The sequence below is a fragment of the Caulifigura coniformis genome, from assembly GCF_007745175.1.
GTDB lineage: Bacteria > Planctomycetota > Planctomycetia > Planctomycetales > Planctomycetaceae > Caulifigura > Caulifigura coniformis.
Genome location: NZ_CP036271.1, coordinates 6103352 through 6130137, shown reverse-complemented (window position 1 = coordinate 6130137; position 26786 = coordinate 6103352). Strand labels below are relative to the sequence as shown.

The 26786-nt window shown below is 63.7% G+C and carries 17 protein-coding genes; 6 read left to right on the top strand and 11 right to left on the bottom strand.

The window, feature by feature from the left end; translation table 11 throughout:
- Positions 1-29: 29 nt before the first annotated feature.
- On the bottom strand, positions 30-980 hold the full coding sequence (locus tag Pan44_RS24655) for a LysR family transcriptional regulator (protein WP_145034402.1): 951 nt from the start codon (positions 978-980) through the stop codon (positions 30-32).
- Between the two features lie 427 nt (positions 981-1407).
- Between Pan44_RS24655 and Pan44_RS24650 the strand changes: the two genes are divergently transcribed.
- The 5 genes from Pan44_RS24650 to Pan44_RS24630 all read left to right on the top strand — a co-directional run bounded on the left by Pan44_RS24650 (position 1408) and on the right by Pan44_RS24630 (position 6342).
- On the top strand, positions 1408-2799 hold the full coding sequence (locus tag Pan44_RS24650; protein WP_231754160.1) for an ammonium transporter: 1392 nt from the start codon (positions 1408-1410) through the stop codon (positions 2797-2799).
- A gap of 188 nt (positions 2800-2987) precedes the next feature.
- Complete coding sequence (locus tag Pan44_RS24645; protein WP_145034401.1) at positions 2988-3488, top strand: helix-turn-helix domain-containing protein; 501 nt, start codon at positions 2988-2990, stop codon at positions 3486-3488.
- Positions 3489-3530: 42 nt separating this feature from the next.
- On the top strand, positions 3531-3869 hold the full coding sequence (locus tag Pan44_RS24640; RefSeq protein WP_145027699.1) for a P-II family nitrogen regulator: 339 nt from the start codon (positions 3531-3533) through the stop codon (positions 3867-3869).
- A gap of 82 nt (positions 3870-3951) precedes the next feature.
- On the top strand, positions 3952-4290 hold the full coding sequence (locus tag Pan44_RS24635; RefSeq protein WP_145034400.1) for a P-II family nitrogen regulator: 339 nt from the start codon (positions 3952-3954) through the stop codon (positions 4288-4290).
- Positions 4291-4755: 465 nt separating this feature from the next.
- The gene (locus Pan44_RS24630) at positions 4756-6342 is read left to right on the top strand and encodes a hypothetical protein (protein ID WP_145034399.1); all 1587 of its coding nucleotides are present in this window, start codon (positions 4756-4758) and stop codon (positions 6340-6342) included.
- 48 nt (positions 6343-6390) lie between these two features.
- Here Pan44_RS24630 and Pan44_RS24625 read toward each other — a convergent pair whose 3' ends face one another.
- The 9 genes from Pan44_RS24625 to Pan44_RS24585 form a co-directional block, all read right to left on the bottom strand.
- The gene (locus Pan44_RS24625; RefSeq protein WP_145034398.1) at positions 6391-9759 is read right to left on the bottom strand and encodes a hypothetical protein; all 3369 of its coding nucleotides are present in this window, start codon (positions 9757-9759) and stop codon (positions 6391-6393) included.
- 262 nt (positions 9760-10021) lie between these two features.
- Complete coding sequence (locus Pan44_RS24620; protein WP_231754159.1) at positions 10022-10807, bottom strand: SDR family NAD(P)-dependent oxidoreductase; 786 nt, start codon at positions 10805-10807, stop codon at positions 10022-10024.
- Between the two features lie 108 nt (positions 10808-10915).
- Entirely contained in the window at positions 10916-11857 is a 942-nt protein-coding gene (locus tag Pan44_RS24615; RefSeq protein ID WP_231754158.1) for an amidohydrolase family protein, read from the bottom strand.
- Positions 11858-11907: 50 nt separating this feature from the next.
- On the bottom strand, positions 11908-13362 hold the full coding sequence (gene der, locus Pan44_RS24610) for a ribosome biogenesis GTPase Der (protein WP_145034396.1): 1455 nt from the start codon (positions 13360-13362) through the stop codon (positions 11908-11910).
- Between the two features lie 245 nt (positions 13363-13607).
- Entirely contained in the window at positions 13608-15023 is a 1416-nt protein-coding gene (locus tag Pan44_RS24605; RefSeq protein WP_145034395.1) for an aldehyde dehydrogenase family protein, read from the bottom strand.
- A 13-nt stretch (positions 15024-15036) separates the two neighbouring features.
- Positions 15037-16056, bottom strand: a complete 1020-nt coding sequence (locus Pan44_RS24600) for a zinc-binding dehydrogenase (protein WP_145034394.1) — start codon at positions 16054-16056, stop codon at positions 15037-15039.
- A complete protein-coding gene (locus tag Pan44_RS24595; RefSeq protein WP_145034393.1) occupies positions 16053-17327 on the bottom strand; it encodes an MFS transporter in 1275 nt (424 codons plus the stop codon). The genes Pan44_RS24600 and Pan44_RS24595 overlap by 4 nt, the downstream gene beginning before the upstream one ends.
- Positions 17328-17331: 4 nt before the next feature.
- Entirely contained in the window at positions 17332-18558 is a 1227-nt protein-coding gene (gene phnA / locus Pan44_RS24590; protein ID WP_145034392.1) for a phosphonoacetate hydrolase, read from the bottom strand.
- 122 nt (positions 18559-18680) lie between these two features.
- Complete coding sequence (locus Pan44_RS24585) at positions 18681-20018, bottom strand: alkaline phosphatase D family protein (RefSeq protein ID WP_145034391.1); 1338 nt, start codon at positions 20016-20018, stop codon at positions 18681-18683.
- A gap of 188 nt (positions 20019-20206) precedes the next feature.
- Here Pan44_RS24585 and Pan44_RS24580 point away from each other — a divergent pair, with 188 nt between their 5' ends.
- Complete coding sequence (locus Pan44_RS24580) at positions 20207-20761, top strand: cupin domain-containing protein (RefSeq protein ID WP_145034390.1); 555 nt, start codon at positions 20207-20209, stop codon at positions 20759-20761.
- Between the two features lie 139 nt (positions 20762-20900).
- On the opposite strand, the gene Pan44_RS24575 is transcribed toward Pan44_RS24580, so the two are convergent.
- The gene (locus Pan44_RS24575; RefSeq protein WP_197453625.1) at positions 20901-26648 is read right to left on the bottom strand and encodes an ELWxxDGT repeat protein; all 5748 of its coding nucleotides are present in this window, start codon (positions 26646-26648) and stop codon (positions 20901-20903) included.
- Between the last annotated feature and the right edge of the window lie 138 nt (positions 26649-26786).

The following is a 26786-nucleotide window of genomic DNA, read 5'->3' as shown; positions in this document are numbered from 1 at the left end:
GCCCATTGCCGGGGACCAAGCCGGAGGCCTCAACGCCGGGAACGTCGCCGAAGCGCGGACTCGGCCAGATCCTTTCGCAGCTTCGACAGGGCGGGATGCTCGTTCTGCCGGGCGACCGTAATGAGGTAGTACTCCTCACGGACGTTCGGCAGACTCCCGATTCGAACCAGGCCGAATTGCCGCATGACGTCCGCGGCGGTGATGGACGCGACCGGCACGATTCCCAGTTCCGACTCCGCAAAATGATGCAGGAGCGAACGATCCTCGGCCTCGGCAGCAATTCGTGGACGCGTCCGGTGCAGGGCAAACCAGCGGTCCAGCGCGGCCCTCGGCGACGTCCCTTCGGCCGGCATCAGCATCGGCGCGTTGGCCAGCGAACCCGGAAAGCCCTTCTTGAACTTCCGCGCCACCCGCGGCGCCGCGTAGAGATCCACCGGAGAAGACATCGCCGTGAAGCTGCTGAGCGAGTGTTGACCCGACTCGGGCAGCGGCGAATCGCTGATCACCAAGTCCAGGCGGTGCAGCGACAACTCGCTCAGCAGGTGGTCAATTCGCCACTCCTTGCACACCACCCGCGGTGAGTCCGGCCCGGCCATCAACGGCTGGAGCAGCGCCCGGATCACGATCTTCGGCACTCCGTCTGCGGTCCCCGCGGTGATCGGCCGCTGCGTCTTTGCACCCTGCAATGGGACATTGCGAACAAGTTCCGTGCAGACGCCGATCACCTCCTCCGCGTACCGCATCGCGACCAGGCCGTGCTCCGTCAGCCGGACACCCCGCGCTTCCCGTTCGAACAGGCGCGCCCCAAGACGGTGTTCAAGCAGCCTCAACTGCTTGGTGACGCCTGGCTGAGAAATGCCCAGCCGCGCCGCTGCGGCCGTGACGCTGCCGGTTTGCCCCACCGCCCAGAAATACAGCAGGTGATTGAGGTTCACCTGCCGCAGAAGGCGGAACGGATCACTTTTGGTTATGGATCGCATATCAAAGAGATTCTTAGGCGATCGACGCCCGCGCCGCTAGCATGTCGCGCATCTGAACATCTACGCCGCGCGGCCGCTCATCCGTGCGACGGCATCGACAGCAAAGGGATCGAGGTGGTCAACTGAGGGGCGTCTTCGAGGCGTGCTTCAGCGGACTGCCAGCTTGCAAGGCAAGCATGCTCTTCCTCGCCTGACTTCAAGGCCGGGGTTCTTCAGCTCTTTCTGCAGCTTCTGCGACCTCCCTGCGCGCGACGCCACCCCTCCCGGCGGCATCTCTCGCCACACGGATGTCGTCGTTGCCTGACGGGTTCGTCGATGGATCGTCGGCCCATTCTCCCTCCACGGTTGGAAACACTCTGTCCGCGAGCGTCGCGCGACTTCGAATTCTCAGTTGATGACTTTCGTTCACCAGAGAGGGACATTCATCATGAAGCGTTGGGTTCTCATGGGGCTTTGCTTGGCGGCGATCGGGTCTGTCGCCATCGGACATACTTCGACCGCCTGGGCACAGGATGCCGCCGCCGCGGCAGCGCCTGCCGCAGAGACGCCGGCCCCGACCTTCGACATCCCCGATAACGAAACGCTGGCCTATTCGGTCGACAACCTCCTGCTGTTCCTCTGCGCGGTCCTCGTCATCTTCATGCAGGCCGGCTTCGCCCTCGTGGAATCCGGACTCAACTCCGCCAAGAACACCGTCAACATCCTCTTCAAGAACACGATCGATTTCTGCGTCGGCGTGCTTCTCTACTTCTTCATCGGCTATGCCCTCATGTATCCCGGCGGCGACTACGCCGGGAAGTACTTCGGCTATGCACAGCCCAACTTCGCCGCGGAAGTGACTGCCGAAGATATTCACGGCGGCTTCGCCAGCGGCGCCCTGCGCAAGCTGCATCCCCAGGCCGACTTCCTGTTCCAGGCCGCGTTCTGCGCCACCACCGCCACCATCGTCTCCGGCGCTGTCGCCGGACGCATGAAGTTCATCGGCTACCTGATCTACACCTGCATCATCACTGCGCTCGTTTACCCCATCAGCGGCATGTGGAAATGGGGCGGCGGATGGCTCGCCGAAGCCGGCTTCCACGACTTCGCCGGATCGATCCTCGTCCACGCAGTCGGTGGATTTGCCGGTCTTGCAGGCGCCATGGTCCTCGGCCCCAGGCTCGGCCGTTACAACGCCGAAGGCAAGTCGGTCCCCTGGCCCGGCCATAACCTCGCCTACGCCTGCCTCGGTGTGTTCATCCTCATGATCGGCTGGTACGGGTTCAACCCGGGGAGCGTCCTCGCCTTCTCGGGAGCGGCCAACACCGGACTCGTCATGACGGTCGCGGTGAACACCACCCTCGGCGCCTGCGCCGGTGGCCTCTCTGGAATGCTTCTCAGCTGGGTCATGTTCAAGAAGCCTGATCTCACACTCGCACTCAACGGAATCCTCGCCGGACTCGTCGGCGTGACCGCCAACGCCGATGTGATCACCAACCAGGAAGCACTGATCATCGGCGCCGTCGCCGGCGTCCTTTGCCTCCTCGCAGTCGTCGCTCTCGACAAGTTCAAGATCGACGACCCGGTCGGCGCCTTCCCGGTGCACGGCGTCTGCGGTGTCTGGGGCGGAATCGCCACCGGCATCTTTGGTGAAGGCAAGGACCTGATGGTCCAGATCAAGGGAACGCTGGCCTGCACAGTCTGGGCCTTCGTCACCATGATGATCGTCTTCTTGTTCCTGAAGGCCATTGGACTTCTCCGCGTCCCGCCGGAAGAAGAAATCGAAGGCCTCGATATGGTCGAACACGGCCAGATGGCTTACGGCCTCGATCCGAAGTAACTCCAGGGCGCAACTGCCGGACGCCGCACGTCTCCCGTCGGCGTCTGGCGGTCGCGATCCCACTGCTCGATTGAAGGCGTCATCGACTCGGTGGCGCCCCTCGATCGTCCCGACGCCAAATTGCTGCCAGGCGCCGGACGATTCCGACCAGCGTTTTCCACTCCGCGGATCTTTCGGTCGATCACGGCATGAAGCGAGTTATTGCCATCGTCATCCCGTTCCAGGACGACGGACAATCCGAGGTGGCCGCCCGTCGTGGAGACGCCGGCCCGGTGACTTTGACCGCGGACACCGCGTTCCCGTCACTGGAAAAAGGGGAGACGCGAATCGAAGTCGTTGTGTCTGATGAGCAGGCCGGACGAATCCTGCTGACCGTCCTCGGCGATGAGGCGAAATCCTCGAACCGGGACCTCGGGATGCAGGACTCCCCGTCGCAGCTCGAGGCGGCCATCGAACAGGAACTTCGCGACGCCGGACCGCTGGCCCACAATATGCTCGAGCAGATTGTCGGCCGCGTCGAACGTCAGCTCATCACCGACATCTACAAGAAATGCGACCGCGTCAAAAGCCGCGCCGCGGCCAGACTGGGAATTAATCGCAACACACTCCTCAAAAAGCTTCGCCAGTTTGGCGAAATCGATGAGGTCGAACTCGAGCGGGAAACGGATCCCGAACATCCAGACCGCTGACCGTCGAATTCGATTCGCCCGAAGCACGAGAAAGGCTTTGCCATGAAGAAAATTGAAGCCGTGATCCGGCATTTCAAGCTTGAGGAAGTGAAGGACGCGCTCACGGCCGCCGGCATCAACGGCATGACCGTCAGTGAAGTCCGCGGCTTCGGCCGCCAGAAGGGACACAAGGAGCAGTACCGCGGCGCCGAATACACGGTCGACTTCCTGCCCAAGGTGAAGCTGGAAGTGGTCGTCGACGACAGCGAACTGCAGTCGATCCTCGACACGATCATCAAGGCGGCCCGCACCGGGCAGATCGGCGACGGCAAGATCTTCGTCTCCGACCTGGCACAGACGATCCGCATCCGCACCGGCGAAACCGGGGCCGAGTCGCTGTAGTTGTTCCAACGAAATCCGCCCGCATGCGGCCGCGCCGGCCGCCTGGCGGAATACGTTCACCCAATTTCCCCGAGTGTTCGACATGAAGAAGATCGAAGCGGTGGTTCGCCACTACAAGCTGGAAGACGTGAAGAACGCCCTGACGGCCAAGGGGATCGTCGGCCTGACGGTCTCGGAAGTCCGTGGTTTCGGGCGGCAGCGGGGTCACAAGGAGCAGTACCGCGGCGCGGAGTACACGGTCGATTTCCTGCCGAAAGTGAAGCTGGAAGTGGTCGTGAACGACGCGGACCTGGCGAACGCGATCGAGATCATTTCGTCGTCGGCCCGGACAGGCAAAGTCGGCGACGGCAAAATCTTCATCACGCCGCTTGAGCAGGTGATCCGCATCCGCACGGGTGAAAGCGGTTCCGAGGCGATCTGAGGCGTCGCGCCTTGTGAAGAACGCCTCGGCCGGCGGGTCGCGACCAGCTGAGGCCGTCGTTCATCACGTGGTCATGCACGTCGCGACTGCGGCGTTGGACGACGTTGCGAGAACGTCGTCGTCCCATCATCGAAGCCGGCGATCCGCAGGATCGCCGGCTTCGGTCATCCACTGGGGCCCGGATTCATGCTGGTCCCCATCAGCCGTCCGGGGAATCCATTGCACTGGTGGTCGCCGCCGGTTTCGCTGGAACGACGAGGGGCCCCTTACTCTCCGGAACTCAAGCCTCCCGAAACACTTCCGGGTCCGGCAGTCCGTCAACACGGCTTCGCTGCGCTCTCAACGGCCTCCTTCACTTCGTCGGCAATCAGGTCGCGAATTCGCTCCTGCAGATTCCCACCTGCGGTCCGGGTCAACTACAACTGACCCCGCGCGCGTCAGATGTGTCGACTGTCGGAGAACGTGATGCTCGAGTCCGTGGGAGATCTGCTGAGGTCCGTGATCCAGTCAGGATTGCGAAAAGTCGTTCCGCTCTGTGGCGCGCTCGCGTTGTCGGCCGGGTCATTCCCGGCCAACGCGGCCGACGACATTCCTGTTCCCTCGTCCCAAGCGATTCGTCTGGTCGGCAATGAAGCCCGCAGTCTCGATGGCAGGCAGACGATCGCCCCGGTGACCATCAGGGACGACCTGGGCCAGGCCGATTTCGCAGTGGGACTGTCGTTTGAAACCGAGTCGACCGGCACGCACGATCTGGGGGATCTCGTCAGCTTGTGGGATGCCCGGACGCGCCACGGCTTCACTCTGGGACTGCGAAACAACACGGGCGTGACGACCAGCCAGCCCAACTGGCGGCAGTTGCAGTTCGGCATCGATGCCGGAACCGAACCCGAGTGGAAGAACGAAGGCCGTCCGGGATCTGCGATCCTCGGGTTCTCCATCGCAGTCCACGGGGGACAGCTCTACGTCGGAACCTGCGAAGTGGGGGACGATTCGGTCGGGAAGGTCTATCGCTACCTGGGGCCAGGGCGCTGGCAGGCGCTGAAACCACTCGATGGATCGAATTCCGTCACCGCTCTCGCGGCGTTCAATGGATCACTGTACGCCGGGACCGGGAAGTATCGCCTCGCCGGATCGAGCCTCGCTGAGTCGCAGAATCCCGCATTTGGCGGCAAGGTCTTTCGTCTCACCGACGACGACGATTGGGAACTGGTCGGCGACCTCGCGCCGACGGAAGCCATTGCAGGCTTCGTCACCTACGGCGGGAAGCTCTACGCGTCATCGCTCTACAAGCCGGCCGGATTCTTCCGGTATGACGGCGGGACGGACTGGACTCCCATCCTCACACCCGACTCTCGTCGCGTCGAGTCGATGGTCGTCCATGACGGTGCTCTCTATGCGGGAAGCTACGACTCTGGCGCGGTCTATCGGTTCGATGGGACCTCCTGGACCGACCTGGGACTCGTGGCCGCCGACATTACCCAGACCTATTCGTTCGTCACGTATCAGAATGCTCTCCACGTCAGCACCTGGCCCGCCGGCAAGGTCTATCGGCTGGACGACGGAAACCGATGGACCGATTGCGGCCGCCTCGGCAACGAGCAGGAAGTCATGGCCATGCTCATTCACAATGGCAGCTTCTACGCAGGCACGCTCCCCGGCGGACAGGTCTACCGGTATGCCGGGGCAACCGACTGGACGCTTCTGAAGCAGATTGACCAGACGCCTGACGTCCGCTTCCGCCGCGTCTGGACGATGGCCACGTTTCAGGGCCGGCTCTTCTCGACCACCCTCCCCTCCGGAAACGTCTGGTCGATGTCGGCCGGCCATCTTGTCACCGACGACCGGGAACTTGGCCCCGGCTGGCATGACGTCGTTGCGCAGCGGAAATCCGGTCGACTCCGGATCTTCGTCGACGGACGCAAAGTCGCCGAGTCCGACGCGCCGCCCCTCGGCCTCAAGACCGGGGGACTGGAACTCAAGCTCGGCGACGGGCCACGTGGCCAGTTCAGAGGACAGGTCCGCAACGCCTGGTTTGATCCCGGGAAGCCGTGATCGCAGCGCCGCGCGGCGACTGGCCAACGCCAACGGCCGGTCGCCCGCTTACGGACTGAGACTCGGCTGAACTCCCAGTGTTCCCTCCAGGCTCGCCAGGTAGCCGGCCGATCGAACGATCTCCAGTTCCCGAGCCGCCAGTTCCTGACGCGAACGGATCTTCGCGATGAGCGCGTTGTCCGCGCGGGCATTCTCCGCGAGCCAGTTCTCCAGCGACGCCACATGCCGCCGCCACAGGTTCACGTCGACCCGCTGCTTGGCGGCGAGGCGATCCTTGTACCAGTCGCTCGCTTCGAGCGCCTCGCGCGTGAACAGAGCCCGCACCGCCGGGTGGTGCGCGTCCATCCCTTCATACGAGCCATGCGCCATGATCGCCAGCAGCGCCTTCAGCGGCGGGCACGCCTCGTCGATCGAGCCGTCCGAAAACGCCTGTTGGGCGACCCGCTCCTGCGCCTCGGTAATATTGCTCATGCCGTCGACAAACGCCTCCATGTCCTGTGTTTCGGGACGCAGGTACGCCTCGTCGAACACCCTGTCCGGATGGTCGAAGATCCGGCCGAAGAACGTGCGCACGAACTTCGGCGTGATGCGATAGCCCAGCCGGCTCGCCAGGATCGTTCGGCCGCCATGTTCGAAATCCTGAACCGCCTCCAGGTGACCTTCGGCGATCAGGAAAGCCGGGTCGCGCTCGCTCGCGTTCATCCGGCACCAGATTTCCGGCACGAGCAGGCTGATGTCGTGATCGACCCGCTTGTCCGGCCCGACATAGCCCGCGGCTGTCGAAAATCCGCCGAGTCCCGTCAGGATGTACGACACCAGCGCCGCGTTGAGATCAATGATTGTCCGCAGCGCGTTGAACGGCCCTTTCGTCAGTGCCCCTTCCGAACCGGCCCCGGTTGTCGATGGACTCTTGCCCGTCAGCGAGCAGATGACGTCCATGAAAAACTCGGGCAGCTCCTGGTAGTGGATCGGGTTGTATACCGCCAGCGGGCGGATTCCCGCCTCGCGATCAGGAGGATTGTTGCGACGCCCGATCAGCACCGCCCCGACCGGGATCGGCAGCGGATCCGCCGCTCCGATGCCGCGGGCCAGCCGCATCCCGCGTTCGGCGATGTAGCGGACTTCGGGCCGCTGCAGGTCTGGACGGATCTGCAGATACCTCGGATTCTTGCTCGGTTTGCCCTCCACCAGCCTCGGGTACGCCGAGCAGACAGCCGTCTCCTTCCCCGCGGCCTTGAGGAGCAGGTCGCGCATGGGAGGCGTGAACTTGTCGAACTCCGTCACACGGTCGACGAGTTCCTGCACCTTCTCCGGCCCCAGCGGCTCGTAGTTGGAAACGAAATTGTCGGGACGCGACATGTCGAGTTCCGTCTGGCGGTCGAGCCCCGGATAGATTGCGTCATCCGGCCGCTGGAACAGCCGGTACTCACAGTTCACCGAAAACTTGGAACTGTCCGGCGACGAGCCTGCCGCCAGGTTCTGCAGTTGGTGGGCCGGCACGACGAGCGAGGCGGTGATGTCGTCTTCCGTCTGCACTTTGACGGCCGGGGAAAAATCCTGCCGCAGCTTGAAGGTCCGCCAGCCATGCTTCGGCAGCACCCCTACCCGCAGGTAGCTTCCCGCCAGCCGGCGTCCCATCCCCTTGAGCTCATGCCCCGGCCGGCCGTTGATCGAGTCGACGCTGAACAGTGACCGCCAGTCGCCGTCCCCCTGGGTCATATTGATCGCCTTGATCAGGTAGACGATCGGAAAAATGTAATCCGGAATCGACTTCAGCCACGCGTTGTACGACTCGGAGTATTCGTCCGCCGGAGTCAGCAGTTTGATCACGCTTCCCAGCGAACGCTGCGGGCTCAGCGGCGAACGGCTGGGCCGATTGGAATAATCAGCCAGGTGTTCCGGCGCCCAGCGGTTCGAGTACTCGCGCGTCAGGATCTGCTCGACAAAGTTCATGTCCTTTTCGAAGTTGGACACCAGGATCGGGCCGTACTGGATGTAATCCTGCAGGCTCTTGGAGATCTCGCTCTTGCCTCCTCCGGAGACCGTGCACGGCTTGTGACAGAACAATCCCTCCGCCACGGTGCCGAAGAGACGCCACGCCCCGGTGCTGGGATGCTTCCCGAGATGCACCTTGTACCCCGACGGCGTGATATACGTGTTCCCCGGACGCAGCGGGATCGCGATCTCCCGATCATTGCGCGTCCACCAGAACTGCAGGCGGGCAACGCTCGCTCTTGCATCGTGAGGGACGTAAACGAGCTGCGGGCACTCCTTGTCGATCGCGTACCCTTCAGCGCGGATCGTCAACGACTCGCCATCCACCCGCAGGATGTCCTCCAGTGTCCGCTGGCTGGCTCCGCGAAACTCCATGGCGTCGAAGCTCGATCCGAGATTGTACTTCGGAAATGCCAGCGCCCCGCCGGCATGCTCTTCTTCAACGTTGCCCAGCAGATTCGCTGCGTACGAGATCTGCGTTTTGACTTCCTTCTTGCAGTAGCCGAAGTAGTTATCGGCGATGATCGTCACGATCACGCCCGTGGCGTCCCGGCACGTCACCTTGAACGCCTGGCCTTCGTTGTAGAGCTCGCCCGGCTCGCGCCAGCACATCCCGTCCTGCCTCTGGCGGTCGGTCGCTTTGTCCCACTGCGGCAGGCCGAGTTCGTCCTTCCGAAGCTGCGTCAGATGCGGCGCGAGGATCACGCCGCCGCTGTGCCCCGTCCAGTGTTCGACGTCCAGGGCCGCGTCACTTTCCGCAAGCCACGGATCGCCCGGATTCCCGAAAATCGACTCCACGAAATCGAGGTTGCTCGCCAATCCTCCCGGTGCGAAGAACCGCACCTCCATGCTCTTTTCGCACGTCACGCCCGGCACTTCCGGGCACACGATCGGCCGCAGAAGCAGCGACAGAAACGCGTTCACCGGCTGCGGGGAATCCGACGTCAGCGGAACCTCCAGGAGGTCCTGCGGAGCATTGAGCGCATGCCGGAACAGCGCCACGAACGTCGCCCGCGGGACCGATTTCTTGTCCCCCGGAATCGGCAGTCCCCCTTCACAGACGTGAAACGTCCCCTGGGTGGTTCGGCGGTCGCTCCGCGGGTTGTGCAGCACCCCGTTCCGCACCCGGTAAGAGGTCACATACTCATTGCGATAGGACTGATGCCGCGCCGGGATCGAAAGCTCGCGGGCCACCCCGTATTTCGGCAGCGCGAACGCATCCGGGACACGCAGCGGCGAGTCCCCCACAAGGTCGGCGAAGTGCGTATTCAGAAAGCCTTCGATCCGCCGGTCGGCCGGATGCCGGCGGGCGGCCAGGTTCGGCCGGCTCAGAAGCGCCTCCGCCGTCGCGCGGAGCGTCTCGATTTCTACGGGCGAAGCAACGGCGACCCCACGAATGCCTGCGGTCAATGCACTATCCATCTCAATCCTGCTCAAAACTCTCACGTAAGAACGCAGTTGCTCGGCCTACGCGGGCGCCTGGACCGGACGGTCCTGGGCCGGGCAATCTGCTTCATGGACGGCCGCGCCGTGGAACCATCCAAAAGGACGCCTCCCGGTCCCGGGCGATCATCGTCGACTCGTCGGCCTGTCGAATGCGGTGCTCAGGAAGCACAACGGCGCAATAACGTACCAGCAACGGGGCGTCTTGTGGTAACGACAGCCTCGCCTGCACAGCGCCCCCTCACGGACGCGGGCGGACCGTCTGACCCGCACAGCGGGCCGCAAACCAGCGGGGAATCAGGCGCGGCCCATGACTGAGCAGCGAGTTCTTCAGCCCGTCCACGATCAGGCTCCGCCGCCGATCGAGTCCCCGAAGTGCCGTCGTGACCACCTGATCCGCCGACCGCGGCGTTCCAAGCGCCGCTTCTTTCGCCGACGCGCGCTCGAACAGCTCCGTCGCCGTCGTCCCCGGGCAAAGGCCCATCACGCACACGTTCCGGCCCCTGCACTCCTCCCACAGGGCGACCGAAAACGAGATCACGAAGGCCTTGCTCGCCGCATACACCGCCAGGTAGGGAATCGGCTGAAAACCCGCCACCGACGCCACATTGATCACGCCTCCGTTCTGCCGCTCCAGCATCCCGGGCATAAAGGCCCGCGTCAGCCCCACCACGGCCGCCACGTTCACCATGATCTCCGCCTGCTCGCGGTCTGCATCCAGCGTTTCAAACGCTCCATGCGTCATGAACCCGGCGTTGTTAACCAGCAGATCGATCGCCAGGCCCCGATCCGAAACGGCGCTCGCGATTTTCGACATGGCCTCCGCCTGGCTCAGATCGGCCGGCACCACGTGAACGGCCACGCCATGCCGCTGCTTCAGATCGGCCGCCAGCTCCTCTAGCGCCTGCTCCGCGCGGGCCACCAGGACGAGCGACATGCCTCGCGCCGCCAGTTCGCGCGCGAAGGCCTTCCCGATTCCCGCCGAAGCGCCCGTCACCAGCGCCGTCCGTCCCTGATACTGAAACATCCCATCCATTCCGTTCTGAACTTGTCGAGGCCCCCGCAAACGTCCATTCACCCGCAGGGCGAGGCACTGTCCCCCCCAACGCGACCGCCCTGTGACGCCGGATTTCGCTCAGCTGAAGAACACTTTCGTGGCCGTCCCCTTCAGCAGCGACTCCCGGTCGGGCGCGGAAAGAAAATCGAGGCCTTTCTCGATGAGTTCCACCGAGGCCGGGTAGTTGTTCCCGCCTCCCAGCTGGTAAGGGCAGTCGCTGCCCCACATCAGCCGCGACGCTCCGAACGCGTCGTACACCCGCCGGATCAACGGAACCAGGTCGCGATAGGGCGGCTTCTTCTTGCCCAGAAAGTAAAACGCCGAAACCTTGACATGAACTTTCGGCCGCTTCGCCAGCCCCAGGAGTCGCTGCACATCCGGCTCAGGAAAGTCCCCGGTCATCCCGACCCGCGCCAGGTGATCGACGACGACCGTCGTGTCCGGATACTTCCCGCACATCTCCACCACCTGCGCGATGTCCTCCGCCCCGATCAACGGACAGATCGCGAGATTCTCCTTGGCGGCTGTCGCCCACATGGCGTTGATCCCTGGACTGTCGATCCACTTCTCTGCCGCCCCCTCACCCGGGCGGATCCGGAACCCGCGAAAGCCCTGCTTCTTGAGCCGTACCATCTCGGCATCCGGGTTCGGTTTCTCCGCGGCCACGCACGCCACCCCCGAGAACACGCCAGGATACGCCGCCATCACATCCGCCAGGTAGCTGTTGTCGACTCCGAAATACGGCTTGTGCTGAATCAGGACGACCCGGGAAACGCCCACCGGCCGCGCAATCGCGAGCAGCTCGTCCGCCGTGAACGTCCGGGGAATCAGATTGGACGCCGGCTGGTTGTCGACGAGCGGGTACTTCACCACGTCGTCCGTCCAGATATGCGAGTGCGCATCCACATAACCGTCGAGCTTCACGGAATCCGCTCCCTGCAGCATCGGGGTTGCCAGGGCGGCCGCCGCTCCGGCGAGAAACGTTCGGCGGGAAATCTGTCCGGTCACGCAGTCAGGCATCGTCGGCACTCGGCAGGACCACAGGAACTGGTGGAACGGCGCACTCGTCATCAGTCCGATGACGATCCCGTCTTGTCGATAATCGTGTTCGCCTTGCGGGACTTGCGTTTCGCGATCTTCTTGCCGCCCCGCTTCTGCTTCTTGGGCTTCTCGTCCGGGTCGTCCTTTTCAGACCGTCCGCGGAAGTACAGCCGGATCGGAATCTCCTTGAACGGCAGCTGCTCCCTCAGCGAGCTCAGCAGGTACCGCTTCCACCCTTCGTTCAGCAGCGTGGGATCGTTCGTTTTGACGACGATCGTCGGCGGCTGCGTCGAAACCTGCGTCGCGTAGAAAATCTTCAGCCGCTTGCCGTTCTTCGATGCCGGTGGATTTCGTTCAATCGCCTTCTGCAGCGCCTTGTTCAGCCGCGGCGTGCTCACCCGTGTGCGCGACTGTTTGAAAATCGACTGCGACAGGTTGACCAGCTGCTTGATGTTCCGGCTGTCTTTGGCCGTAACAAACGCCACCGGCACGTACTTCATCATGCTGAAGGTCTTGGCCAGGTATTCCGCCCACTTCTCCGAGGTCATCCCCTTCTCAAGGCCCAGGTCCCATTTGTTGACCACGAAAATGCACGGCTTGTCCTGCGACTGGATGTCGTCCACCAGCTTCATGTCGACGCGCGAAATCGTCTCCACGGCATCGAAAAACATCAGCACCATGTCCGCCCGGCGGATGCTCTTCTGTGCCCGGACGAACCCGTAGTATTCCATGTCGTTCGCGAGGCTCTTCCGCTTACGGACGCCCGGCGTGTCGATGGCGATGAACGACTTCTCATCCAGCTCGAACCGCACGTCGACCATGTCCCGCGTCGTCCCCGCGACTTCGCTGACGATCATCCGCTCCGTCTTGGCCAGCGCATTGATGAACGTGCTCTTGCCCACGTTCCGCCGGCCCACGATCGCCAGCCGCATCTCAGGCTCGGCCGCCTGCAGCTCCCCCGACGCCGCTTCGTCCGTCTCGGCCGTGGGGAGGTTCGCCACGATCGTCTGCAGCAGCTCCTTGCGGTTGCGGTTCGCCTTGACGCTCGTCTGGATCATCTCCGCGTCGGGAGCCAGCCCCTCGAACTGATGAATCTCCGCGTCGGTCTTCGACGAGTCACACTTGTTGATGACCAGCAGCTTCCGGACGTCGATCTTCCGCAGCCGTTCGGCCACCAGCCGGTCGAGCGGAGTCACCCCTTCCGTGCCGTCCACAACGAAAACGATCAGTGACGCCTCGGCCAGCCCGATCTCGATCTGCCGCTCGACATCGGCGGTCAGATCGTCCATGTCCTCGACCCCCATGCCCCCCGTGTCGACCAGGTCGAAGTAACGCTCCCCCGCGTGCATCAGGTACGTGACCCGATCCCGCGTCACGCCGGCCGTCGGCTCGACCACGGACACCAGTCGGCCCGCCTGCCAGTTCATCACCGAGCTCTTTCCCACATTGGGACGCCCGACGATGACAACCTTGGGAACTGACATGACTTCCGACAATTCTTGAAATGAGGGGGAACGTTCGCAGCAGCACGAGGAAGAAGCCTCGCACGGTGATTGTAAGAGACGCCACGCGGCCACGACAGGCAGGCGTCAAGGGTCGCCCCCTCACTGTGAACGAGCCCGTACGCGATCCCGGAATCCCTGGCGTTTGCGATCAACGCCCCCGGGCTGCGTTCCGGGGGGATCGATTCCAGGGGAGAGCCTCCTGAAATCTCCCCCTTCCTGCCACCCTACCACGGCAGTGAAAACGTCTTCACCGTCGTCATGAACTTCATCGCCTCGATGACCCCTTCTTTGATCCCCAGTCCGCTGTCCTTGACGCCGCCGAACGGGCTCAGTTCCAGCCGGTAACCCGGAATCTCATTCACGTTCACCGTCCCCGCCTTGATCCCTTTCACGGCCCGAATCGCCAGGTCCAGGTTCCGGGTGACGATTCCGCTCGACAGCCCGTACGGCGTCGCATTGGAATACTCGATGGCGTCATCGAGATCGCGCACCGCGAAGATCGGCGCGATCGGACCAAAGCATTCGCAGGTCCCCAAAGTCGAATCGCGAGGAACGTCGGCGAGCACCGTCGGCTGCAGTTGGGCGCCACGGCGTTGTCCGCCCAGCAGAAGTTTCGCGCCCCGATTCACCGCGTCCTGCACCGCCTGCTCGAGCCCCACCGCGGCCGCCTCGTCGATCACCGTCCCCACCAGCACCGCCTCGCTCGTCGGATCGCCGCAGAGGTAGGTCTTCGCCAGCGCCAGGAAACGCTTCGTGAACTCTTCGACAACCCCCTCCTGCACCATCACGCGCCGGACCGCCGTGCAGCGCTGCCCGCTGTTCCGGAAACAGCCTTCACAAGCCAGCCTGGCGGCGAGATCGAGGTCGGCGTCGTCCAGCACGATCAGCGGCGAATGTCCGCCCAGTTCGAGGCAGGTCTTCTTGTAACCCGCCGTCGACGCAATCTCCTTCCCCACCCTGGCGCTGCCGGTGAACGTCACGAGATCGACCCGTTCGTCGCGGATCATCGGCCGCGTCACCACATCAAGATCACCGTGGATGCAGCTAAGCATCCACCCTGGCAATCCCGCCTCGTACAGCAGCTCGACAAGCCGGACCGCCGACAGCGGAGTCTTCTCCGAAGGCTTCAGAATGACCGGCGCGCCCGCCGCCACCGCCGGCGCCAGCTTGTGAGCCACCTGGTTCAGCGGATGGTTGAACGGCGTAATGGCGGCGACGAGCGACAGGGGCTCCCGCAGCGTGAAAATCTTCCGCGCCTTGCCCGTCGGCGAGATATCGCAGGAGAACGTCTGCCCATCGTCGCGCAGTGCCTCCATCGCTGCGAACGCGAACACGTCGCATGCCCGGCCCACCTCGTACCGCGTCTCGCGCAGGCACAGCCCCGATTCGGAAGTGATCAGCCGGGCCAGTTCCTCACGACGGGCCTCCAGAAGCCCGCGCACCTCGTTCAGGATGCGGCCGCGTTCGTAGCGGGTCAGCGGCTCGTGGGCCGCACGATGGGCCTCGATCGCCGCATGCAGCTGATCGTTCCCGATTGCCGCCACCCGGCCGACGGCCTCCCCGTTCCACGGATTGAAGACGTCGATCCAGCGATCGGTGACAACAGCGGCGCCGGCGATGTAACTCGGGAGCGAAAGCATGGAATCGAAAGGTTCAGGGTTGAATGGCGACGCGCTGCCACCGGCGGCTGCGCGTGAGTTCGAAGCCTTCGTCGAGACGCTCAAGCGGCAGGGGCGCACTCGTGAGGTGTTCGAACGGGAGGTGCAGATTCTGGGCAAGGAATTCGAGCCCCAGGGACAGGTGTCGCGGCGCATAATTATGGACGCCGCGCACCGTCAGACACTTCCGCAGAACGGCTTCCCCCGTCAGCTCAAGCTGCGTCTGGGGATGCACCATCCCGGCCCAGACGTAATGTCCCCCGGGGCGCAGCGCGGCAACGCCGGCCGGCACGACTGCCGAAACGCCGGTCACCTCCAGGACGAGATCCACCTGCGGCGGCGTGTCCCCCGCCGCAACGGGGATTCCACCAAACTGCGCTGCGACCGCCAGCCTCTCCGGACTCACATCGGTGCAGTACACCTCGCGCACGCCGCGATGCTTCAGCCAGGCACAGGCATAAATCCCCAGGAGCCCCGCCCCCTGCACCAGGGCGCGGTCACACGCGTCAGGCAGCGCCTCCAGTGCGTTCACAATCGTCGCCAGCGCGCAGTTCGCAGGCGCGGCAACGGCGTCCGACAGAATCTCCGGAACCGACATCACCTGCGTCCCCCGCCTCAGCACGATGTGATCGGCATAGCAGCCGTTCAGGCCCGTTCCATCGTCGAGCGCCGCATGGCCATACTTGAACAGATGCTCGCACTTCTGAGGCAGGCTCCAGCGCGTGCACGGCGCACACTCTCCGCACGAGTCGGCCAGTGTCCAAGTCACGCGTTGGCCGGCAGACACCCCCTCGCGGGCGCTCGCGACCACATGCCCCACCGCTTCATGTCCCAGGACGCACGGTAACGGAGCCGAACGACGCCCCTCCGTCGTATGCAGGTCCGATCCGCAGATCGTGGCCAGAGAAATCCGCACCAGCACGTCGCCGGCGTTGAGGGTCTCCGGCAGCGGTGCGGTGCTCAGTTCGAACGGTCGGCCGGGACCTCGAAACAACTGAATGCGGGCAGTCTTCATCGGCGGATCAACAGGGCAAGTGCAGCGCTGCAGCCGGCAGCCGCAGCGACGATCGGAAAGACGAGGGCGACATTCTCCACGCCGGGCGTCGTGGCAAACGGATTGTGCTGGACCATCCACCCGATCAACGGCTCGCCAAGCCCCGCCATCGCATAAGCGAAAAAGTTCATCACCCCGACGGCCGTCCCCGCGCGCGCTCGTCCCAGGAGGTCCGGCGCCAGTGCCCAGAACGCCGACTGCGGTCCATACGCGAAGAATCCCGCCAGGAACAGGACAGGCACCCCGAATCGGCTTCCCGCCGGCAACCAGTACATCAACATCGCCGACGCCGCGGCCAGCAACATGAACGACGAAATCACGCCGCTCCGACGCGACCCGCACAGCCGGTCGGAAATCCATCCGCTCGTCACCGCACCGAGCGCCATCCCGATCGGCAGCGCAATGCTGATCCACTTGCCGACCGGATCGTCCTTGAAGTCCTTCCCCAGAAAGTACACCGGCACCCAGATCAACAGGCCGTAGCGAACCGTGTTCTGAAACCCGATGGCGAGCCCCGCGAGCAGCAGCCGCCCGTTCGACAGCGCCAGTGCGTAACGCTGCCACGCCGTCTCGTGCTCGATCGGGCCCTCCTCGGTACCGCCTGCGTCGTCCTGGAGATCGGCAAACCCCAGATCGCTCGGGCGATCGCGCGCAACGAGCCACACCACAAAGCCCCCCAGCAACATCAGCAGCACCGGCAGCCGGAAGATCCACCGCCAGTCCAGGTGGAGTACATCCAGCACCACCAGCGACGTCACATACGAAAGGACCGACGACAGTCCCGCCGCGAAGACGTACATCCCGAACGCACGCCCGCGCTCTCCCGCGGTGAACCAGTTGGAAACCAGCCGGCTTCCCGGCGCCCAGCCCATGCTTTGCGCCAGTCCATTCAGCCCCCACGCGGTCGCCAGCGACCGGGTTCCGCTGCCGAAGCTCGTCAGCCAGTTGAGAATGAACGACGCCACCGCTCCCAGGCACATCATCCGCCGACCGCCAAAACGGTCCCCCAGATTGCCGTTGATCATCTGCCCGGCCGCATAGCTCCACAGCATCGCGGCGCTGATCCACCCCAGCGTCTGCTTGTCGATTCCCAGTTCCGCCTGGATCCCTGGAATCGCGAACCCGAACGTCTGCCGGCCCGTGTAGTAAAAGAGGTAACAGAACATCACCGCCCCGAGCGACCGCCGCCGGGCGCGCAGAAATTCCGGACTGTGATGCTCTTTGGAAGACATGCGATCAGTGCGTCCCGTTGCAGGTGATTTCGAAGACGTCGAAGTTCCGAACGTCCCCCAGCACCCGGGCTGCGTACTCGGCGTTGAGCGGCTCGCTGAACACCAGCGGCACCATCTCCTCGTAACGCCCGCCGTGGCTCCTGAGCGCGCCCGCCAGCGCCTTGAGATCGTGATATTCCGGCGTCCGCCCCAGCACGACGTCCCGCGCCGACGCCACCACCAGGTCCCCCATCCGGTCTTCCGGCAGCTCCATCAGCCGCGCCGCAGTCTTCCGATCGTGGCATTCCGTGACGCCCGGCCGCTGCAGCAGCCAGTCGCGGACGCCCCCCGCCGCCATCCCCGGCGGCAGATGCACCTGGGCAAACGACCCCAGCGCCCCGTGATGCGCCACATACGGGTCGGTGATCGGCAGGATCACCCGGAACCCCGGGCCGAACTGTTCCACCAGTTCGCTTTCGAGATAGATCACTTTCGGCGAACCATCCGGAAGCTGCTTCGCATTCATGCCGTGGTCCGCGGTCACCCCCACAATCGCTCCCGCGTCCAGCAGCTTTCCGATCTCGGCATCCAGTTCGCCGTAGAACTTCAGCACTTCGGGAGCTTCCGGAGCGTACTTGTGCTGCATGTAGTCCGTCGTGCTCAGGTACAGAAAATCGGCCCGCCCGGCTTTCAGAAGGGCCACACCGGCCCGCAGCACATACACGCTGGCATCGCCGCTGTAGATCGCCGGCGTGGGACCGGCCAGCGCCTCGACATCGCCAATCCCGTGCGTCTCGATCACGGCCTGCCCCGCCTTCTCGGCCGAGAAGGCGATCCCCCCTTCACTGATCAGACCGTCCGCGAAGATATCCCGCAGCTTCTCCTTCGCCGTGACGACCGCCACCTTCCGTCCCGCACGCTGGGCATGGGGAAAGATCGTCTGGACGCGAAGGAACTTCGCGGAGTTCATCATCACTTCTTCACCACTCGCCGTGTCGAAGAAGAAGTTCCCGCCAATCCCGTGCACGCTCGGCGGCGTCCCCGTGACGATGCTGCTGTTGTTCACGTTGGTGAACGTCGGCATCGCCGCCCGCGCGAATCCGCGCCAGCCCTCGACGCTCATCCGCCCCAGGTTCGGCATGAACCCGCGGGCCAGGGCGCAGTCCAGGTATTCATCGGCCGAGCCGTCCAGACAGATCACGGCGACCGGACGAGCGGAGGGACGATACGTGCGTTGGTTGACAGAGAACATGGGCATTTACGTCAAAAAGGTGTCTTAAAGTTCAAACCGTTTGGCTTGAGTGAGCGGACGGCGCTCGCCGCCGGTCGGCATTCGTAGAACGCGTCCCCCGCAGGAGACGCCCCCGAACATCCTCACGCTTTCGGTCGCAGGTCATCCGCCGTCACGTGATAGCTGAACACCGTCTCCCCCTTCCGATTGATGAGCGACGCATCCAGCCTGGCCGGCGTCACACGGTCGTCCGCATCAACCCGCAGAAACACATGCGGCTCCACGGCGCTCCGGACGAGGTCAGGGTGATACACGTTGAGAGACGGAATCGTGCTGCCATGAATGGGGGATGCGATGAACTGCACCAGTTCGTAACCGACGGTCTTCTCCGTCTTGTAGCGCAGCACCCGGCTCGCATGGATGTCCCCTCCCACCAGCACGACGCCCGCAATCTTGTTCGCGCCGATGAACTTCTGGATCGCCGTTAGCTCGTGCTTGTAGGTCCCCCAGTCATCCGACTCCGAGTTCTCCTTGTCGTCCCAGATCACTCCGCAGGCCAGCAGCTTGAACGGCGCCGTCGAGGCCAGCAGCCCCTGTTTGAGCCATTCCCACTGCTTCGCCCCCAGGAGAGTCGGCTTGTGCGGCGCGGCAAACGACGGCTCGGTCATCGAATACCAGCGGGTGTCGAGCAGAAACACCTCCACCGGCCCGCGACGGAAGCTCGTATAGATGCCCCCTTCACCGTCGCCATACTCCTTCTGCGGACGATACCGCGTCACCACCAGCCGCGAATTCTCCTTGCCCGACGCGATCCCGGACGAATCATTCCCCGCGAAATCGTGATCGTCCCACGTCCACCAGCACGGCCGCGAACGCAACAGCGCCTGGTATTCCGGAACCGCCGCGAACTCCCGGTGACGACTGGTCTGCGTTGCCAGTTCCGTGCTGTCGATATACGGCGTGTCCCCGATCAACACCACCGCCTCCACATCCTCCCCGGCCATGCCGTTCCACACATCGCGGCTGCCGGCGTCTTCCTTGGCACACGAACTGATTGCCAGCCGCACTTTCGAAGGCGCCCCCGGCTTCGGGGCCGTCGACAGAACCTGCCGTTCATCCCCCGCGATCACCCTCTCGCCCTGCACGATCCGGTAACGAAACCGCGATCCCGGCTTCAAACCCGTCACTCGCCATTGAAGACACAGGTCGCCGTCATCACGGGCCTCCCCCTTCATCCGCTGCGCCGGCCCGCCCGACTCCGGAAACACCTCCAGCGTATACTCGCCGGCCGACTGCGCACGCATCCACACCATCGCGGACTCCGCGTCCGCATGCCCCAGGATCGGCCCCAACAGCGGCGTCTTCTCGCCCGACTGCGCCGGAACCGACTCCACCAGCGCGCCCGCCCCCAGGGCCACTGCCCCCGCCAGAAACTCACGGCGGGCAATCCCGCTGATTGGCGTATCCGTGTTTGATGTCATGATGTCCTCGGCCGCGGCACGCCGTCACTCAAAGCAACGTGACGACCCGGTCGAACCTAATTGGACACACGTTTCCCGTCAAGCAACAATTGGGACTATTAGGAAACGCGCAGCAGGGGAGGAATTTCCCGCGTAGGCCCATCACGTCTCCCCTGCCACCAACCACGCCCGCTTCTCAACCGCCCGCCATGAACCTCGTCGAACTCTCCCAGCGCATCAAGCAGCGCCGTCTCGATCTCGGCCTGAGTCTCGAAGAAACGGCCGCCGCCGCCGGCCAGACGCGCAGCTGGCTCTCGAAAGTCGAGAACTTCCGCATCACCCCCTCGCTTCCCGCTCTCGCCCGAGTCGCGGAAGCGCTCCGCATCCCGCTCTCAAAACTCCTCGAAGGCCTCGATGCCCGGCCCCAGATTGTCCTCACCCGCAGAAAGGACCGCCGCGTCATCGAGCGCGATCCGCAGAACTCCAACATCGTCTACCACAGCCTGATCCGCGGCCGCGCGAATCGCCAGATGAACCCGTTCGTCCTCGAAGTCCCCGCCGGAGGTGGACGCGATATCTCCCGCCCGCACGAGGGGGAAGAATTCCTGATCGTCCTGGACGGAAAGGTGACGCTCGAATACGGCAAAGATTCCTACCAGCTCACCGATGGAGACGCCCTCTACTTCGAGGCCGATACCCCCCACCGCCTCCACAACCCCCACAAAAAGCCCGCCCAGGTCCTCTGCGTCTTCCTGGAAAAATGAAAGCAAAGAGAAGGCATCTCCCCGGCCCTTCTCCCCGCCCCCAGACCCTTCGACTCACAACTCCCCCTCCACCCTAAATCACCCCCACCGAAGGGAGCAGGTGGCCGAAGGTCGGATGAGGGGCCTCGCCCACCGCCTGTCATCCCGGCCCGTTCTTCACACGAATGGTCAGCACCTTCTCATAACTCTCCCCGGCCGCGTCCGTCACGCGGACCCGGATCGAATACGACCGCTGCCGTTCATAATCGAACGATTCGCCCCCCCGCAGGGTGTCTCCGTCAATCGAGAACCGCCCGTTGTCCGCAGAGCCGCTCCCCGGAACGAGCGTGTAGTTGAACGAATCCCCCTCATCGGGATCGACCGCCGCCAGCGTCCCCACCGCCGCGCCCACAGCGTTGTTCTCCGCGATTGTCGAACTCGACAGTGTCAGGCCGGTCGGCCCCTCGTTCACGTTCGTCACGCCAATCACGAGCACCTGCGTCAGCGTGCGTCCCCCCACGTCCCGCATCTGCACCCGGATCGAAAAGCTCGACTTCCCCTCGAAGTTAAAACGCGATCGCGTCCGCAGTTCGTTCCCGCTGATCTGGAACTTCCCGTTGTCCGTCGCTCCCGTTCCCGACACCAGCGTGTAGACCGGGGCCGTCACGTCCAGATCGGCCGTTCCCAGGCTCCCCACCACCGTCCCCGCGGGCAGGTTCTCGGGAACGTCAGAGCTCGAAAGTGTGATCCGCGGCTCATCGAACACGTTGTTCACGGCGATCGTGTACGACTGCGACGACGTCGAGCCGTCGCTCCCCGTCGCCCGCACCGTGATCTCGTGCAACGCCTGCGCCTCGAAATCGAGCGCCGCCCCGGCCGCCACGCTCACCACGCCTGTGACCGGATCGATCGCAAACCGCCCCCCGGCCGACTCCGTCAGGCTGTAGCTCACACTGTTGTTGCTCACGTCCCCATCCACGGCCCACGCTGTCACCCCCACCAGCGTGCCGGCCGGCGAATTCTCGGGTATTGAGTTGGTCCCGGCGTTCAGATCCGTGATTGGCCCCACATCCAGATCGTCCACATCATTCAGCGCGAGAGTGAACACTTTGCTGCTGCTCGAACCATCCACACTCAGGGCCCGCACGGTGATGTTCCACGAACTGGCCGCCTCCCGGTCCAGAAGCGCGCCATTCGCCACGCTCACCACTCCCGTCAACGGATGGATCGTGAACCGCCCCCCCGCGGTGTCGCTCAGCGAATAAGCCACCGCGCTGGTCGTGGCATCCTGGTCCACGGCGAATCCCGTGATCCCCACGGCCGTCCCGTTCGCGGCATTCTCAGCCACGCTGTTGACTGCCGGGTCCATGTCGAACACGGCCCCCACGTCGAACTCGTCCACGTCCTGCAGTTCGATCGTGAACGTCTTCAGGCTCACCGAACCATCCTGACTGGTCGCCAGGACGGTAATCGGCCACGACGGTGTCACCTCCCGGTTCAGGAGCGCCCCGTTCCCCACCGTCACCACCCCCGTCGCCGCATCAATCGCGAACCGCCCGCCCCGCGTATCGAACAGCGAATAGGTCACGCCGCTGTTCGTCGCGTCCAGGTCGATCCCGAAGCCCGTGATCCCCACCGGCGTCCCGCTGGCGGCGTTCTCCAGCACTCGCTCGGGCGCCGGATTGAGGTCCAGCAGCTGGCTGACGTTGAACTCATCCACATCCGCGATCGCAATCGTGAACGTCTTGACGCTCACCGAGCCATCCTCGCTCGTCGCCAGCACCGTAATGGGCCACGACGCCGCCACCTCCCGGTCCAGCAGCGCCCCGTTCCCCACGGTCACCACCCCCGTCACCGGATCAATGGCAAACCGCCCGCCCCGCGTGTCCCACAACGAGTAGGTAATCGCGCTGTTCGTCCCATCCGCATCGCTCGCAAACGCCGTAATTCCCACCGGCGTCCCGTTGGGAGCGTTCTCCGCCACGCTGTCCGGCGCCGAATTCCGATCCATCACCGGCCCGACATTGAACTCGTCCACGTCCCTGATGTCGAAGGCATAGACCGACGTGCTGTCCGGGCCGGATCCCAGCGAAGGGTCATCGACGGTCAGGACGATCTCGTATCGAGCCTTGGTTTCGAAGTCGACGACCGTCGTCGAACGGAACCACACTTCGTTGCCGATCAGTTCGAAGAACGCGGCATCGGGACCGCCCAGCGCCACGACATTCGATCCCAGGGCGTCATCCTTATAGACGAATGTTCCCACTCGCGATGGAACCGCCACGTTCTCCGGCAGCCAGACATAGCCTGAGCGGCTCCACCAGATCGGTGGCTCGTTGACATCGTTGATCGACAGCGTGTAATCGATCGAGGCGTCAACGCCCCCGCCAAGCCCCGGGTCGTCGACCACGATCGTCACGTGATACGCCGGCTTGACCTCGAAATCGTACAGTCCGGTCGTCCTCAGCCGCAGGCGCTTGCCTTCCAGGAAGAAGAACGACGCGTCCGGCCCTTCCAGCCGCAGCACGTTCGTCCCCAGCGCGTCATCCAGGATGTTGACTTCCGCCAGAATGAGTGGCGACTGCGTATTCTCGTTGAACGATGTGACGACGCTCGTGAGTGCCAGCGAGGGAACCTCGTTCACATCTCCCACCTGGATCGTGAACGACTGCACGCTCGAAGAGCCATCGCTGCTGGTCGACTGGACGGTAATCGAGTGCGAAAGAGCCGCCTCGTAGTCCAGAAGCGAACCATCCGCAACCGTGACAACGCCGGTCACCCCATCAATCGCAAACCGCCCGCCGGCGTTGTCCGTCAACGAATAGGTGACCGCATTGTTCGATCCATCCGCATCCACAGCGAATGCCGTGATCCCGACAGCAACTCCCGCCGCGGCACTTTCAGCGACCGCATTGACCGCTCCATCGACGTCAGCAGGAGCGGAGACCTCGAACTCGTCGACGTCCAAAACGCCAATGGACAGCACCTGATCCGCCGTCAGGCCTCCGCCATCAGTCACGCGGACTCGAACCGAATACGTCTGCTTCACCTCATAGTCCAGCGCCGTCGTCGTGACCAGCATGCCATCGACGATCGAAAACAGCGAATTGTCGGCGTCTCCGGTCCCGGCGACGAATTCGAACGTAAAGTCGTCAACAGGCTCACCATCAATCGGAGTGAGCTGACCGACGATCGTTCCTCCGGGCAGGTTCTCGGCAATCATTGCTGGCGGCAGCGAGACGCCTGTGGGCGCCGAGTTGGTCTCCAGCGACCACAACTCGACTCCGGCGTCAGGAGTCGCCGCGACGAAAAAGAGCTTGGTTCCGATCAGCGTCAGAGACCCGGGACCGGCCGAGCCATCCAGATTGAGGTCCGCCACCTGCACAGTGCCCGCTGCCGTTCCATCCGACTTCCACAGCTCGAAACCGTCCGTGTAGCTGTCATTCGCCACAAAATAGAGCACGCCATGGATCATCTTCAGCCCGTGCGGATATGAGCCGTCCGGTCCCGGATGAAGATCGCGAACGAGCCTCGTCCCCTCGGAGGTGCCATCGGTCATCCAGAGTTCGGGGCCGTCTGTCGGAGTGTTATTTGAAAAGAAGTACCGCCCCCCATGCGCCGGTGTGAATCGTTCCGCCGTGTAGTAAAGCGAGTCCCAGGTGAATGTTTTGAGGATCTGCGACCCGGCAGTCGTTCCGTCGGAAGTCCACAGCGTCCCAATGATCACGGAGGGTTCCAGTTGTTCGAGTTTGCTGGCCGCGACCAGTAACTCACCGTCTCGGTCCCCAATGACGTATCCGCTCCAGCCAGCCGGGATCAGGCCCGGCAAAATCTCGACCGTGCCGGCCCCCGTCCCATCCGATTTCCACAGAGACCAGTTGTAAGCCGAGTCGTGAGCTCGGAAATAAAGCGAGTCGTTCAGGACATACAGATCTCGTAGCGTGATTCCGGTCGGGCCAGAATCGAAATCTCTGAAGAGCGTGGCGTGCGCGTCGCCCGCGCCGATGCTCCACAGGTCGTTATCGCCCGTCGCCGGGTGAGAACCCAGAAAGTACAGCCGGCCGTTCAATGCGGCGGTCTCTGAGCCCAGGTACATCGAAGACCCGTCGGACGCCGTCACCGGAACTGTTCCGGCCTCGGTTCCGTCGCTCTTCCACATCACCCGCGGCCTCCCGCGTCCGTCCGATGCAAGGAAATAAAGAATTCCGCCAGCCGTCATGAGATTCAGCGGACTGGAATCGCCTCCGTTTTTGGCGATGTCTTTCACCATGACAGTGCCGGCAACTGTTCCGTCGCTCTTCCACAGCTCCTCTCCCGCCGCTCCCATCCCGGTGAAGAAAACAGTCCCTCCGACGGCCACGAGACCGTAGTAGGCCTGAACCGGCGCAAGGCCAGGCAGAGTGGTCAGCGGAACAGTCCCTGCCTCCGTCCCATCGCTCTTCCAGAGCACGCCGTTCACGCCATTCGCGCTCGCCAGAAAGAACAACGTTCCGTTCGCATTGACGAGATCGACAGGAGAGGACGAATTGCCGGCGACCGGAGTCATGTCTTTCAACAGCTTCGTTTCAGAAGCCGTCCCGTCCGTGACCCACAGTTCGTAGTGATACAGGGATTGCTCATGGGCGTAGACCATGCGCGACCCAACCGGAGCTCCGATCGAATCTCGCGAATCGTCGGGCCCGGGCCGTGAGTCGTCCACGAGATGAGTCCCCGCCGACGTTCCGTCAGTCACCCAGCGCTCTCGGCCATGAACGAGGTCCGTCGCCTGGAAATAGACGCGATCGCTGGCGGCAACCAGCCATGAAAAGCCGCCGGAGGACGCGAGCCCCGGCGCAACGTCGAACAGGATCTGCGTTCCATCGACAGTGCCATCGGAAGTCCACACCTCACGGCCGGTCGTCGATTGAGTCGCGTTGAAGTAAAGCTTGCCCAGCGCAAACTGCAGGTTGGCAGGCGAGGAGACCGTCGTGCCATCCGTCAGCTGGACGCTTCCACCAACGGTTCCGTCCGTCCTCCACAACTCGATGACGCTGCCATTCTGACGCGTCACGAACAGAAAGCCGTCCCCCGCCTCGACCTCAACCGGCGAACCGAACGTCCCGCCGGCATCCGGACCTGCGGCCAGGACGGTTCCGTCCGTTGTCCCATCTGTCTTCCACAGGCGGCGGGAGTTCACACCGTCCGTCGCGACGAAATAGGCGTCGCCATCCAGAACGGCGAAGTCGCCGATGACAGTGCTCTGCGACCCGGCCAAGATGTCTTTGAGAAGGTGAGTGCCGGCCTCGGTGCCGTCGCTCACCCAGAGTTCGCTGCCCACGGAAGAATCAAACATCTGAAAGAGAAGCCTGTCACCCACCGCGAACATTTTCTGCGCGTTCGAACTGGCGTCTCCCGGCCGGATATCCTTCACCATGACCGTCCCGGCCGTGGTGCCGTCGCTTTTCCACAGCTCCTTTCCGTGGATGCCGTCGTTGGCAAAAAAGTACAGCGTGTCTCCCACTGCGGTGAGCCGCTCGATCTGCGAAGGACCGCCGCTGTACTCCTCGTAGCTGCGAATGTCTTTGACGAACCGCGTTCCTTCAGTCGTGCCGTCTGACACCCACAGTTCGCGCCCCGCGCCAAATTGTGATGCGATGAAGAACACCTTGCCGTTGACATTCGTCAAGGAGTACATGGGACTCGAGGCGAGGTTCGCCGCGACGACATAGGTTCCCTCGGCCGTGCCGTCGGTGACGCAAAGTCGATATTGATCCTGGATTTCCGTCGGCTCAGTGGGATCCGGATTCTTCAACGGCGACTGCGAGACGAAGAAGACCCGGTCGCCAACCACGGTAAACGACTGCGGATCGCTCTCCGGATCGTATTGACCCGGCTCGATGTCTTTCACCAGCGCGGGTGCCGCGAGCAAGGTCCGATCTTCCAGCACGCAGACTTGGACCGAAGTCCCAGATCGCCAATGCTGCAAGCCCCACCCCGTCCGTACCTGCCCCCTCTTCGCCCACCGCCCGAACGGCAATCGCAGCATCATTCCGCTCCATTGAGCCCT